Annotated in this window: 11 protein-coding genes; 3 read left to right on the top strand and 8 right to left on the bottom strand. The window is 67.5% G+C overall.

Annotated features, from left to right (window positions below; genetic code table 11):
- Positions 1–208: 208 nt before the first annotated feature.
- A complete protein-coding gene (gene icd, locus EX88_RS0113905) occupies positions 209–1,537 on the bottom strand; it encodes an isocitrate dehydrogenase (NADP(+)) (RefSeq protein WP_031372593.1) in 1,329 nt (442 codons plus the stop codon).
- Between the two features lie 243 nt (positions 1,538–1,780).
- Between icd and EX88_RS26045 the strand changes: the two genes are divergently transcribed.
- Positions 1,781–2,359: a hypothetical protein gene (locus EX88_RS26045; protein WP_031372592.1), complete on the top strand. Its 579-nt coding sequence runs from the start codon at positions 1,781–1,783 to the stop codon at positions 2,357–2,359.
- Here the strand turns inward: EX88_RS26045 and EX88_RS0113895 are convergent.
- Complete coding sequence (locus tag EX88_RS0113895) at positions 2,349–2,774, bottom strand: YkgJ family cysteine cluster protein (RefSeq protein WP_081930978.1); 426 nt, start codon at positions 2,772–2,774, stop codon at positions 2,349–2,351. The two genes, EX88_RS26045 and EX88_RS0113895, sit on opposite strands and share 11 nt — an antisense overlap.
- A gap of 211 nt (positions 2,775–2,985) precedes the next feature.
- Entirely contained in the window at positions 2,986–3,693 is a 708-nt protein-coding gene (locus tag EX88_RS0113890; protein WP_031372590.1) for a UPF0149 family protein, read from the bottom strand.
- A 71-nt stretch (positions 3,694–3,764) separates the two neighbouring features.
- On the opposite strand from EX88_RS0113890, the gene EX88_RS0113885 reads away from it, so the two are divergent.
- Entirely contained in the window at positions 3,765–4,163 is a 399-nt protein-coding gene (locus tag EX88_RS0113885) for a YchJ family protein (protein WP_031372589.1), read from the top strand.
- Positions 4,164–4,379: 216 nt separating this feature from the next.
- On the opposite strand, the gene EX88_RS0113880 is transcribed toward EX88_RS0113885, so the two are convergent.
- The 5 genes from EX88_RS0113880 to EX88_RS0113855 all read right to left on the bottom strand — a co-directional run bounded on the left by EX88_RS0113880 (position 4,380) and on the right by EX88_RS0113855 (position 9,466).
- A complete protein-coding gene (locus EX88_RS0113880; protein ID WP_031372588.1) occupies positions 4,380–4,871 on the bottom strand; it encodes a hypothetical protein in 492 nt (163 codons plus the stop codon).
- Between the two features lie 52 nt (positions 4,872–4,923).
- The gene (locus EX88_RS0113875; protein WP_031372587.1) at positions 4,924–5,226 is read right to left on the bottom strand and encodes a LysM peptidoglycan-binding domain-containing protein; all 303 of its coding nucleotides are present in this window, start codon (positions 5,224–5,226) and stop codon (positions 4,924–4,926) included.
- Between the two features lie 159 nt (positions 5,227–5,385).
- Positions 5,386–6,198: an NADPH-dependent 7-cyano-7-deazaguanine reductase QueF gene (queF, locus tag EX88_RS0113870; RefSeq protein ID WP_031372586.1), complete on the bottom strand. Its 813-nt coding sequence runs from the start codon at positions 6,196–6,198 to the stop codon at positions 5,386–5,388.
- A gap of 349 nt (positions 6,199–6,547) precedes the next feature.
- Complete coding sequence (locus tag EX88_RS0113860; protein WP_031372585.1) at positions 6,548–7,897, bottom strand: M20 family metallopeptidase; 1,350 nt, start codon at positions 7,895–7,897, stop codon at positions 6,548–6,550.
- 243 nt (positions 7,898–8,140) lie between these two features.
- The gene (locus EX88_RS0113855; RefSeq protein WP_031372584.1) at positions 8,141–9,466 is read right to left on the bottom strand and encodes an amidohydrolase; all 1,326 of its coding nucleotides are present in this window, start codon (positions 9,464–9,466) and stop codon (positions 8,141–8,143) included.
- 343 nt (positions 9,467–9,809) lie between these two features.
- Here EX88_RS0113855 and EX88_RS0113850 point away from each other — a divergent pair, with 343 nt between their 5' ends.
- The gene (locus tag EX88_RS0113850; RefSeq protein ID WP_031372583.1) at positions 9,810–11,948 is read left to right on the top strand and encodes a TonB-dependent siderophore receptor; all 2,139 of its coding nucleotides are present in this window, start codon (positions 9,810–9,812) and stop codon (positions 11,946–11,948) included.
- The last annotated feature ends 412 nt before the right edge of the window (positions 11,949–12,360 follow it).

Raw genomic sequence — 12,360 nt, 5'->3', positions numbered from 1 at the left:
AAGGAAATCCAGTAGGACGCCGCTCCTACCCTCGCGACGGCACGCCGCTTCGATGAATGGCGTAGGCGCTGTCACTCCTGCTGGTCCCTTGGTCGCGACTCACGTCGCTCCTACCCTTAAGCAGATCGACGGCTTTGCGGCGCACAGACCCCGCCAAAACAAAGGGGCGCCGAAGCGCCCCTTTGTACGATCGTCGTCGGCGACCCGATTACAGGTGCTTGATGATCTCGTCGGCGAACTCCGAGCACTTGACCTCGGTCGCGCCGTCCATCAGACGGGCGAAGTCGTAGGTCACGCGCTTGCTGGCGATCGCCTTGTCCATCGCGGCGATGATGGCATCGGCCGCTTCGGTCCAGCCCAGGTAACGCAGCATCATCTCGCCCGACAGGATCACCGAACCCGGGTTGACCTTGTCCAGGCCGGCGTACTTCGGCGCGGTGCCGTGGGTCGCCTCGAACACGGCGTGGCCGGTCACGTAGTTGATGTTCGCGCCCGGGGCGATGCCGATACCGCCGACCTGTGCGGCGAGCGCGTCGGACAGGTAGTCGCCGTTGAGGTTCAGCGTCGCCGACACGTCGTACTCCTTCGGACGCAGCAGAATCTGCTGCAGGAAGGCGTCGGCGATGGCGTCCTTGATGACCAGGCCCGCGCCCGGCTTGCCTTCCGGAATCACGTGCCACGGGCCGCCGTCGAGTTCGACCGCGCCGAAGTAGTCACGCGCCACCTGGTAGCCCCAGTCACGGAAGCCACCTTCGGTGTACTTCATGATGTTGCCCTTGTGGACCAGGGTCACCGACTTGCGCTTGTTCTCGATCGCGTAGGAAATCGCGCTGTGCACCAGGCGCTCGGTGCCGAGGCGGCTGACCGGCTTGATGCCCAGGCCGACTTCGACCGGCAGCTCGCGCGCCGGAGCGCCGATGGCCTGCAGTTCGCCGAGCCACGCCGCGTTCTTCTCGGCGGTGCCGAAGCGGATCTTGTCGAATGCCTGCGGGAACTCCTTCTGCAGGAAATCCAGCACTTTCTGCGAGTCGGCGCTGCCGCCGGCCCATTCGATGCCGGCGTAGATGTCCTCGGTGTTCTCGCGGAAGATCACCATGTCGACGTCGCCCGGCTTCTTGACCGGCGAGGGCACGCCTTCGAACCAACGCACCGGGCGCAGGCAGACGTACAGGTCGAGCATCTGGCGCAGGGCGACGTTGAGGGAACGAATGCCGCCGCCGACCGGCGTGGTCAGCGGACCCTTGATGCTGACCAGGTAGTCGCGGCAGGCCTGCACGGTGCCGTCCGGCAGCCAGGTGCCATAGGTGTTGTTGGCTTTTTCGCCGGCGAAGACCTCGACCCATTCGATCTTTTTCTGGCCGCCGTAGGCCTTGGCGACCGCGGCGTCGAGCACGCGCACCGAAGCGCGCCAGATGTCCGGGCCGGTGCCGTCGCCTTCGATGAACGGGATGATCGGACGATCCGGCACGTTGAGGCCGGTCGGGGTCTTGGTGATCTTGGCGCCGCCTGCGGGCGGCGTCGCTACGAACTCGGTCATTACGATCTCCAGTGGGGCCGCCGTGCGCTGGCGCACGGGGCGGAGCAGGGTCCTTGCGGAAAGCGGTGCGGCTGCGATCCGGCCCGCCATTGTCGCGGTTCGGGCGGGGCGAGGCAAAGACCGGACGGGTATAAGGCCGACGCGCTATGGAATGATGCGTCCCGGGCTTGCCCTGGACGGGCCCGGCTCATTGCTGCGGCGGCCGAGTCGTCGACCGCTCGAACCATCCGTGGAGGACCTGCGATGCAAACGGAGCAAACCGACTCGGCGCTGCCGGAACTGACCGAAGCCTGCGAGGACGGTTTCGTCGACTGCACCTTCAAGATCGAAGATCTGCGCTCGGATGCGGATCACTACTACTTCCGCATGTCGGCGCGTCACGAGGGCGAGATCGTCGGGCTGGACGCGCGACTGGTGAAGCGGATCGGTCCGGGATTCGATGCCGACATGCACCTGCGGCAAGAGCACGTCTACGGCGAAGGCCTGGTGCTGTCGTCGACCGGTGCGGCCAGTGACCGCCTGATCCGCGCGTTGGCGAAGCTGTACGCGATCGAGCCGTTCGAGCGCGTCGCCGCCGCGAGCGAGTCCTACACCTTGATCGCGCTGCAGCAGGAAGACACCGAGCTGGAAACCCATGCGGTCCGGGCCAAGATCTTCGGCCGCGACCAGGACGAAGCCGCGCTCGACGAGGATTACTACGAGAGCTTCTTCCACATCGACCTGCCCAACGGTTATGTCCATTGGAACGAAAAAGACGCCGACTACCGCGAGCCCTTGCTGAGGGCGTGGAGCGGGGCCGCCGTGGATCGGTCTAGTCCGTAGCGTTCGCCGAACGGTGGGTCATTGCGTTCGTGCTCGGGCGGTCGTGATCCGTAACGGACCGCGCGCTCGCCGACCAATGCTGCGGCGATAACGGCTCCAAGCCATACGCTGCCCGCGCCTGATCGCATTGCGGGCTCGGTCGCCCGTCTTCCCACGCGGGGTACAGCTCGCGGCAGGGCGAAGGGCGCAGCGGGTAGATGCCGCACTGGGCGTCGGCGCCGACCGTGCCGCGCAGGGAATGGCAATGGATGCGGCCGGCATAGGTGCCGCGCATGACCACGCGGTGCGGGTCGAGGACTTCGGTCGCGGCGCTCGGGGTGAGGCCGTCCGGGTGGGCGTCGGTTTCGCTCCAGTGGAAGGCGACGCGGAAATGGGCGCAGCAGGCGCCGCAGTGCAGGCAGGGATGGGTCGACATCGCCGAACGGAACCGATGGGATCGGCGCCATTTTCTCATCGGCCCCGGCGCGGCCGGCAAGAGGCGCCGGCGATGCGGCGGGTGCGTTTCGAGTCAGCGGTTATGGCTATGGACACGAAACCGATCGGGGCCGCAGCGACGATGTCGATGCGGCCCCGCTGCATGGCGAGCTGCGATGGCGCAGCGGTGGCCGTGCTTCAGCGCGCGCGGCTCAGGCGCCGCAGCACTTCTTGTACTTCTTGCCGCTGCCGCAGGAGCAGGGGTCGTTGCGGTCCGGGGTCTCGACGCGGCGCAGCGGTTCGCGCGGGGTCAGGGCCTCGATGCGGTGGTGGTGCAGGTCGGCCAGCATGCCGGGCAGGCCGGCAACGATCTCCAGGCGCTCGCGGTAGCTGATCGGGGTCGGCGGCGCCGCCGGGTCCTCGCCGAGCACTTCGCCGCTGGCGAGGCGGTCGAACAGGCCGAAGATTTCGTCCATCCAGTCGTTGTCGTCGAGCCACTGGTCCCAGGCCGCTTCGCGCAGCTCGACGCCGCGGAAGAAACCGAAGGCCCAGTCGCGGCCGACGTCGAGTTCGTCCGGGGCATCGGCTTCGGGCTCTTCCGGCAGCCACAGCAGGGGCGCCAGGTGGTCGGGCAGGTCGTCGTCGCCGTGGCAGACGCGCGAGCTGACCATGTTCCAGTGGCCGAGCAGCAAGGCCTGGATCTCGTCGGCCTCGGCCTGGTCGTTCCAGCGCGGCGCCTTGCCGCCCCAGACCACCGGCTGCCATTCCTCGGCCGGCGGCTGTTCGGGGCTGACCGCCAGGGCCGACAGGAAGCCGTCCAGCGCTTCCAGATTGAAGCCCTTGTGGGGCACGGCGCGCTGATCGAGCAGGTCGGCCAGGCGTTCGATCTGCTCGTCGTCGAGGTAGGCAGGCGGTTTCATGGCGGGGCTCGGGACAGGGGAGAGGACGCGCATGGTAGTCGCAGCGGCGTGCTTGCGACGAAAATATCGCCATGACCGCCCGTATCGCGTTGCCCGCCGCCTGCCCCTGCGACCCTTCGCGCCGCTATGCCGGCTGCTGCGGCCGGCTGCATGCCGGGGCCGCCGCCGCTACCGCCGAGGCCCTGATGCGCTCGCGCTACAGCGCCTACGCCTTGGGCGACCTGGAGTACCTGCGGGCCAGCTGGTTCCCGGATACCTGCCCCAGCGAGCTCGATTTCGAGCCGGGGGTGCGCTGGCTCGGCCTGGACGTGAAGCGGCACCGTCTCGACGGCGAGGACGCGGCGACGGTCGAATTCGTCGCCCGTTATCGGGTCGGCGGCGGTTCGGCGGCGCGCCTGCACGAGCTCAGCCGTTTCGTCCGGGTCGAGGGGCGCTGGCTGTACGTGGACGGGGAGTTTCCGCAGGGGTAGTGGCGGGTTCGGCTCCGCGGAATCGATGCGGGGTTGGCGCAGCAGGAGCAAATCCTCCGGCCCCCTTTTTCAAAAGGGGGAACCCGTTTGCTGAAGTTCTGAAGCGATCTGCTGCAAGCCCCTGGTCCATCGGCGATTACGGATCGCACGGACAAAAAAAGGGCGCGGCAGTGAGCCGCGCCCGGGCTTGCCCGCCCATGAGGCGGAGAGAGAGGGTTACTTCACTTCGAGTTCGGTGGTGTTGGCCACGGCGCCGTTGGCGCTGATCTCGACCTTGTACTTGCCGGCCGGCCACGGCGAAGCCTTGGCGAACTGGAAGTTGGTGGTTTCGGCACCGGTGGTGTTGAGGGTCTGCTTCTCTTCGCCGGCGGTCTGGCCGTCCTGATAGACGAGCTTGGCGGCCACTTCGGCGTTGCTTGCGGTGCCGTCGGTGGCGACCGAGGCGACGATCTTGTCGGTCGGCTTGAAGCTGGTGGTCGGCGCGGCGATCTTCTTGTCCGGACCGGCGGCGGTGCCCAAGGTCACCGACACCACGCTCAACGCGGCCGGGGCCGGAGCGGGTTCGACCGGAGCCGGAGCCGGGGTTTCGGTCGGGGCCGGAGCCGGTGCGGGCGCTACCGCTTCTTCCTTCTTCTTGCAGCCGGCCAGAGCCAACGCGGCCACGAGGGCAGCGGCAACGGCGTAATGCGTACGATTGCGGATCAACATGGTGGATCTCCTGGAAAGACGATGGTGATGATGGTGAAACGCAGTCGACGGATCAGTCGTTGATGGTCGGAATCTTGAGGATCTGGCCGGGCTGGATCTGGTCGGGATCGTCGAGCTGATCGCGATTGGCCTCGAAGATCGCGTTCCACTTGCTCGCCTTGCCGTAGAACTGTTTGGCGATATGCGAAAGCGTGTCGCCCTTTTCGACCGTATAGGTCTGTTCGCCGACTTTTTCCGCAGTCGTATCGACCGTCACCGTCACGTCGGAGAAGTCGGCCTTCTCGACTTTCTCCGCGGTGGTATCGACATGGGTGGTCACATCGGAAAAATCGGCTTTCTTGTCCGGGGTAGTCATGGGTTGAGGGCTCCTGCCGAAGTGGCGAGCGCAACATGACATGCGGCTTGTTAAAAATGTATAGCGCCGGCGTGAACTCACATTACAAAACTGAATAATGTGATTCTGCGCATTCAGCGCAGCGGACGGCCCGGCCCAGAGGCCGGGCTCAAAGGCACATTACTGGCGTTCGTCGCGGCCGACGCTCGGACGCGACAGGCCCGGGCTGCCGCGCCAGGGGTTGATGTCCAAGCCGCCGCGGCGGGTGTAGCGCGCCTCGACCGACAGCCACTGTGGCTGGCAGCGGCGGCTGAGGTCGGAATGGATGCGTTCGACGCATTGCTCGTGGAACTCGGCGTGGTCGCGGAACGAGACCAGGTAGCGCAACAGCGCGGCGCGATCGAGCTTGGGGCCGCGATAGGCGATGACCACCCGCGCCCAGTCCGGTTGACCGGTGACCGGACAATTCGACTTGAGCAGCGCGCTGCCGAGGGTTTCCTCGACGATCTCGCCGGCATCGGCGGCGAGGTGCTCGGCGTTCGGTGGGCCGTAGTCGTCGATCACGACGTCGAGCTCGTCGATCGACTCGACGCCGTCGGCGGTGTCGATCGGCGGCAGGCCGAATGCGACCTCGACCGGCGCGCCGGCGGCGGCCGACAGATCGCGGGCGATGGTCGCCAGGACCATGCCATCGTCGTCGAAGCGGGTGGCATTGAAGGAGTTGAGGTAGAGCTTGAGCGACTTGGACTCGATCAGCTGCGGCGAAGTCGCCGGCACCGACAGGGTCGCGGTGCCGACGCGCGGCTTGCCGCGAGCGTCCAGCCAGCTCAGCTCGTAGGCGTGCCAGCGGTCGATGCCGACGAAGGGCAGGGCGTCGTCGGCCAGGCCGATATGGGCGCGGCCGAGCGAGCGGGCGATCGGAAACAGCAGCGAGGCGTCGTACTCGCGCGGGTAATCGACGTGGCGGCCGAGGGGGAGGTCATGGGAAGTCATGGCGACATTTTAGCCGCTGGCGATGGGGAGGCCCGTTAGGATCGGTTGCCTGGCCTGCTCCAGCCCGCCGCAACCCCGCCCCAGCCTGGCCTTTGCGTTTCCCTCCTTTGAAAAAGAGGGGAGGGGGATTTGCTGGTGCTTGCGGCGCATCGCGCCGAACAGCAAATCCCCCGCGTCGACAGACGACGCGCACTTCGAACACAGGCCGGGCGCTTGCCCCCTTCGTCGAAGGGGGCAGGGAGTTACGCAGGGCGAGTGGTTGGTGTTGCGCATCTCGCCGGTGTTGCGCCTTCTGACTTGCCTCGGCTGTCCCCCCTTTGAAAAAGGGGGGCAGGGGGTGCTTCCCGCCTTAGCCCGCCGCCTTCGCCCCATGCAGATAGTCCAGCGTCACCTGCAGCATCGCGCGCAGGCCGACGTCGAGCGAGCTCTCGTCGAGCTTGAACTTCGGCGAATGGTTGCTCGGCGCGGTCGCCGCGTCGACGCCCGGCGCGGTCGCGCCGACGAAGAAGAACATCGCCGGCACTTCCTTGGCGTAGTACGAGAAGTCCTCGGCGCCCATCACCAGCGGCATCTCGACCACGTTGGCGTCGCCGGCCACGGCCTTGAGGCTCGGCAGCATGCGCGCGGTCAGGGCCGGGTCGTTGTAGGTCACCGGGTTGCCGTCCTGGTCGGGCACCGTGGCCTCGGCATGGGCGCCGTGGGCGGCGCTGACGTGTTCGGCGACGTTCTTGAGGTCCTTGAAGATCGCCTGGCGCATGCCCTCGTCGAAGGTACGGATGGTGCCGATCATTTCGACGTCGTCGGGAATGATGTTGTAGCGGATGCCGCCCTTGATCGCGCCGAAGCTCACCACCGCCGGCAGCTTGGCGATGTTGGTGCGGCGGCTGACGATGGTCTGGGCGCTGCCGATCACGTCGGCGGCGGCGACGATCGGGTCGACCCCGGCCCAGGGCGCCGAGCCGTGGGTCTGGCGGCCCTTGATCTTGATGGTGAACCGATCGGACGCCGCCATCAGCGGGCCCTGGCGCACGCCGAGCTGGCCGGCTGACAGGGTCGAGAACACATGCAGGCCGAACATGGCCTCGGGCTTGAAGTCCTTGAACAGCCCGTCCTTGAGCATCAGCGAAGCGCCGCCCTCTTCGTCGGCGGGCGCGCCCTCTTCGGCCGGCTGGAACACCAGCATCACCTGGCCCGGCAGGTCCTTCTTCATCGCCACCAGGGCGTCGGCGATGCCGAGCAGGATGCCGGTGTGGGCGTCGTGGCCGCAGGCGTGCATCACCCCGACGGTTTCGCCGCGGAAGTTCGCCGTGGCCTTGGACGCGAACGGCAGATCGACCTGCTCGGTGACCGGCAGCGCGTCCATGTCGGCGCGCAGGGCGATCTTCGGCCCGGGCTTGCCGCCTTCGATGATCGCGACCACGCCGTGGCGGGCGATGCCGGTGCGCGGCTTGAGGCCGAGCTTGCGCAGATGCTCGGCGACCTTGGCCGCGGTGCGCTCCTCGCGGTTGGACAGCTCCGGATGCTGGTGGAAGTCGCGGCGCCAGGCGATCACATCGGCCTTGACCTGAGCGGCGGCGGCTTTCACTTCGGGGCGTTCGGCCGAGGCCGCGGCGGTTTGCGCCGTGGCGGCGAGCGGCAGGGCGGCGAAGGCGGAGCAGCTCAGGACGCAACTCAAGGCGACGGACAGCGGACGCTTCATCGACGGACTCCGGCAGGAAAGTCCCGATCCTAGCCGATGCCCGCCGGCGGGGCTGCGCGACCTTGGTCGGTTCGGTTCGCCCCGCCCCGTGTTCATCGAATCGCGGGGCACCCCCTGTAGGAGCGACGCAAGTCGCGACCGCGAAACCGCGCCTGCGTCGTAACCCCCATGCCGTGATCGCGGCTTGTGACCGAAGGAAATCCGCTAGGACGCCGCTCCTACCCGTTGCAGCGTAGGCCCGCTCTAACCGCCGTGCAGATAATCCAGCGCCACCTGCAGCATCGTCTTGGTGCCGACTTCGAGCGCGCCCTCGTCGAGCAGGAACTGTGGCGAATGATTGATCGGCGCCTTGGCCGGGTCGATGCCCGCCGCGGTCGAGCCGACGAAGAAATAGAACCCCGGCACGGTGTTGGCGAACTGCGAGAAATCCTCGGCCACGGTCACCATCGCCGACTCCTTCACCCGCGCCTCGCCGGCCGCGCGCTGCAGGGACGGCAGCACGCGCCGAGTCAGGGCCGGGTCGTTGATCGTCGCCGGCGCGTTGTTGACCACCTGTAACTCGGCGCTGGCGCCGGCGGCGTGGGCGTAGTCCTCGGCGGTGCGGCGCAGGCGCGCGATCACGTCCTCGCGCACCGCCGCATCGAAGGTGCGCAGGGTGCCGACCAACTTGGCTTCGTCGGGAATGATGTTGAAGCGCACCCCGGCATTGAACTGGCCGGCGGTCAGCACCACCGGAGTCGCGGCGATGTTGACCTGGCGTGCGATCAGGCTCTGGCTGGCGAGCAGGATCTGCGCACCGACGGTGATCGGGTCCACGCCGTCCCAGGGGCGCGAGCCGTGGGTCTGCTTGCCGCGCACGGTCAGGCTCCATTCGTCGGCGCTGGCGAGCATCGGCCCGCTGCGGTAGCCGACCTCGCCGACACTCAAGCCGGCCCAGACGTGCAGCCCGAACACCGCCTCGGGCTTGAACGCCTTGAACACGCCTTCGCTGAGCATCATCGCCGCACCGAACGGCGCGCCCGCCACCGGCGGGCCTTCTTCGGCCGGCTGGAACACGAACATCACCTCGCCGGGCAGTTGCTCTTTCTGCGCCGCCAGCGCGGTGGCGACACCGAGCAGGATCGCGACATGCGCGTCGTGGCCGCAGGCGTGCATCACCCCGACCGGCTGGCCGCGGTAGTCGGCCTTGACCTGCGAAGCGAACGGTAGCCCGGCCGGCTCGGTCACCGGCAGCGCATCCATGTCGGCACGGATCGCGATGCGCGGCCCCGGCTTGCCGCCCTTGAGCACGGCGATCACGCCGGTGTGGGCGATGCCGGTACGCGGCTGCAGACCGAGCTTGCGCAACTGGTCGGCGATGAGCTTGGCCGTGCGCACTTCGTGCTGGCCGAGTTCCGGGTGCTGATGGATGTCGCGGCGCCAGGTCACGACCTGGTCGCGCACCTGCTGCGCGGCCTCGGCGACCTGCGCAGGTTCCGCGGCCGTGGCAGCGATGGCGGATTCTGCAGCCAGGCAGGACAAGGCCGCAGTGAGCGCGACCGACAGTGCGCGCAGGGAAACGAGTCGCATCGGAGCTCTCGACGACGAAGGGGAGAAACGCAGCCTGCCTGGGCGGGACGGCTGCGCCAAGTCCTGTGCCGGCGTTGGCGGCAGACCGAGTACGAACGGCATCCGAGCGACTGTGGACGGGTACTGCGGCGCTCGACAGCTTCACTGCACGGGCGCCAGATTGCGCCGCCGCCGTATCGGGGTAAAATGAGAATGATTATTGTTCGTGACTACGGCGCGCCCGGAATTCCAGGGTCCTGCCACCGGCCGCGTCGCGCTTGGTCGCGACCGTCCGGCGACGACGCCCAGGGACGCGCCGCGCGCGTTCCGTACCTTCCGACTCCCTTTCTACAGGCTTCCGTCCATGCCGTTCTCGTCCGCATCGAACCCGACCGCGCTGCCGCAGGCGATCCGTCTGGCTCTGTTGGGTTTGTCGCTGCTGCTCGGCGCGTTCGCCGCGCGGGCGGCCGAACCGACCGAGGCGAGCGATCCGACCACGCTCGACGAGGTGCAGGTGCGCGCGCCGATCGCCAGGCGCAGCCAGACCGTGACCAAGACCGACACCTCGCTGATCGAGGTGCCGCAGTCGATCTCGGTGGTGACCGCGCAGCAGATGCGCGACCGCGGTATCCAGGGGGTCGAGGAAGCGGTCTGGTACACCGCCGGCGCGCAGGGCGGCGGCTACGGCCAGGACACCCGCAGCGACTGGCTATTGGTGCGCGGTTTCAGCCCGGCGCGCTACATGGACGGGCTGGCCTTGACCGACGGCGTCTGGACCGGCGGCACCCGCATCGAGCCCTACGGCCTTGAACGCCTGGAAGTGCTGAAGGGGCCGTCGTCGGTGTCGTACGGGGCGATGCCGCCGGGCGGCCTGGTCAATATGGTGAGTAAGCGCCCGGTCGCCGAGCCGCTGCGCGAAGTCGAAGTCACCGTCGGCAACTACGATCTGCGCCAGGCGGCGTTCGATTTCGGCGGCCCGCTCGGCGACAGCGGCCGCTGGACCTACCGGCTCACCGGCCTGGCGCGCAACAGCGACAACCACGTCGACTACGTCCACGACGATCGCTACTTCTTCGCCCCGGCTTTGACTTGGAAACCGAGCGAAGCGACCTCGCTGACCTGGCTCGCGCGCTACCAGAAGGCCGACACCGCCCAGGGCGGCGGTTTCCTACCGGCTGCCGGCACCTTGCTTGCGAACCCGAACGGCAAGATTCCGAGCCATCGCTACACCGGCGAGCCGGGCTGGAACGATTACCTCAAGACCATGACCTCGGTCGGCTACGAATTCAGCCACCGCTTCGGCGGCGCGCTCGAGTTCCGCCAGAACCTGCGCTACGGCAAGGTCGAGGTCGACCACGACGCCGGCGTCGGCGCATTCGGCCTGCAGGCCGACCAGCGCACGCTGACGCGCTACTACTTCCCGCTCGAGGAGGAGTCGACCTCGTTCGCGGTCGACAACAACCTGCAGTGGAACCTCGATGCCGGCGCCTGGCGCCACACCGTCCTGGCCGGCGTCGACTACCGCCGCCTCAACAGCGACTACGCCTCGGCGTTCGCCTTCGGCGCGCCGTCGCTGGATATCTTCGCTCCGGTCTACGGCGCCGCCATCGTCAAGCCGGCCTATACCTCGCGCCAGGACAAGACCCAGCAGCAGCTCGGGCTATACCTGCAGGACCAGATCGAGATCGACCGCTGGGTGATCACCGCCGCCGGGCGCCAGGACCGCGTGCGCACCCGCACCGAACAACTGTTGGCCACGCCGGTCGCGCGCGAACGCCAGAGCGACAGCCGCTTCTCCGGCCGTCTGGGCGTGAACTACCTGTTCGATTCGGGCTGGGCGCCGTACCTGGCCTGGTCGCAATCGTTCGAGCCGACCGTGGGCGTCGACTTCGCCGGGCAATCGTTCCGGCCGACCACCGGCGAACAGATCGAGGCCGGATTGAAGTTCCAGCCGGCCAACGGCCGCGCGCTGGCGACTCTGGCGGTCTACGAGATCAAGCAGGAAAACACCCTGACGGTCGACCCGAACCACACCTTGTTCTCGGTGCAGCAGGGCCAGACCCGAGTGCGCGGCGCCGAACTGGAAGGCCGCTGGAACCTGCGCAACGGCCTGAGCCTGTACGGCGCCTACACCTATACCGACAGCGAGGTGACGCGGACCAACGACGCCGCCGCGCTCGGCAAGCAGATCGCCCTGCAACCGCGCAACGTCGCTTCGCTGGGCGCCGACTACACGATTCCCTACGGCCCCTTGTCGGGTCTGGGCGTCGGCGCCGGCGTGCGTTACACCGGCGAGCACTACGGCGATATCTACAACCAGTGGAAGACCCCGTCCTACACCGTGTTCGACGCCTCCCTGCGCTACGACCTGCAGAACTGGCGCTTCCAGCTCAATGCCAGCAACCTCACCGACAAGGAATACATCAGCGTCTGCAACAGCGCGGCGTGGTGCTACTACGGCTACCCGCGCACGGTGACGGCGACGGTGCGCTACCAGTGGTGACCGACGCTTTAGCCATTGCAGTTCCCCCCTTTGGAAAAGGGGGGCAGGGGGGATTTGCTTTTGCGCATCAGTGCGCATCACGCCGAGAAGCAAATCCCCCGCGCTGAAGATGCATCTGGCTTCGTGCTCGCGTAAAGCGCTGGCCCCCTTTTTCAAAGGGGGCAATGGAGTACGCGCTTGCGGTCGGCCGCAAACCAGCCGCTGACTTCATTGTCCGAATAGCCCTTGCAGTTCCCCCTTTGAAAAAGGGGGGCAGGGGGATTTGCTTTTGCGCATCTAGTGCGAATCACGCCGAGAAGCAAATCCCCCGCGCCGCAACCCGTTTCGTACCTAGTGCCGGCGCAGGGCGCTGGCCCCCTTTTTCAAAGGGGGCAACGGATTACGCGCTTGTTGTCGAAAACAGCCGCAAACC

This window comes from Lysobacter antibioticus, assembly GCF_000731095.1.
Classification (GTDB): Bacteria; Pseudomonadota; Gammaproteobacteria; order Xanthomonadales; family Xanthomonadaceae; genus Lysobacter; species Lysobacter antibioticus_B.
The sequence above is the reverse complement of the archived record's forward strand: the minus strand, read 5'-3'. Positions and strand labels throughout refer to the sequence as shown.

Bases quoted from the DNA above. Each gene is read 5' to 3' on its own strand.
- queF (WP_031372586.1), bottom strand. From the start codon at position 6,198: ATGACTTCCCATGACCTCCCCCTCGGCCGCCACGTCGATTACCCGCGC.
- EX88_RS0113880 (WP_031372588.1), bottom strand. From the start codon at position 4,871: ATGTTGATCCGCAATCGTACGCATTACGCCGTTGCCGCTGCCCTCGTG.
- EX88_RS26045 (WP_031372592.1), top strand. From the start codon at position 1,781: ATGCAAACGGAGCAAACCGACTCGGCGCTGCCGGAACTGACCGAAGCC.
- EX88_RS0113885 (WP_031372589.1), top strand. From the start codon at position 3,765: ATGACCGCCCGTATCGCGTTGCCCGCCGCCTGCCCCTGCGACCCTTCG.
- EX88_RS0113850 (WP_031372583.1), top strand. From the start codon at position 9,810: ATGCCGTTCTCGTCCGCATCGAACCCGACCGCGCTGCCGCAGGCGATC.
- EX88_RS0113890 (WP_031372590.1), bottom strand. From the start codon at position 3,693: ATGAAACCGCCTGCCTACCTCGACGACGAGCAGATCGAACGCCTGGCC.
- EX88_RS0113855 (WP_031372584.1), bottom strand. From the start codon at position 9,466: ATGCGACTCGTTTCCCTGCGCGCACTGTCGGTCGCGCTCACTGCGGCC.
- icd (WP_031372593.1), bottom strand. From the start codon at position 1,537: ATGACCGAGTTCGTAGCGACGCCGCCCGCAGGCGGCGCCAAGATCACC.
- EX88_RS0113895 (WP_081930978.1), bottom strand. From the start codon at position 2,774: ATGTCGACCCATCCCTGCCTGCACTGCGGCGCCTGCTGCGCCCATTTC.
- EX88_RS0113875 (WP_031372587.1), bottom strand. From the start codon at position 5,226: ATGACTACCCCGGACAAGAAAGCCGATTTTTCCGATGTGACCACCCAT.
- EX88_RS0113860 (WP_031372585.1), bottom strand. From the start codon at position 7,897: ATGAAGCGTCCGCTGTCCGTCGCCTTGAGTTGCGTCCTGAGCTGCTCC.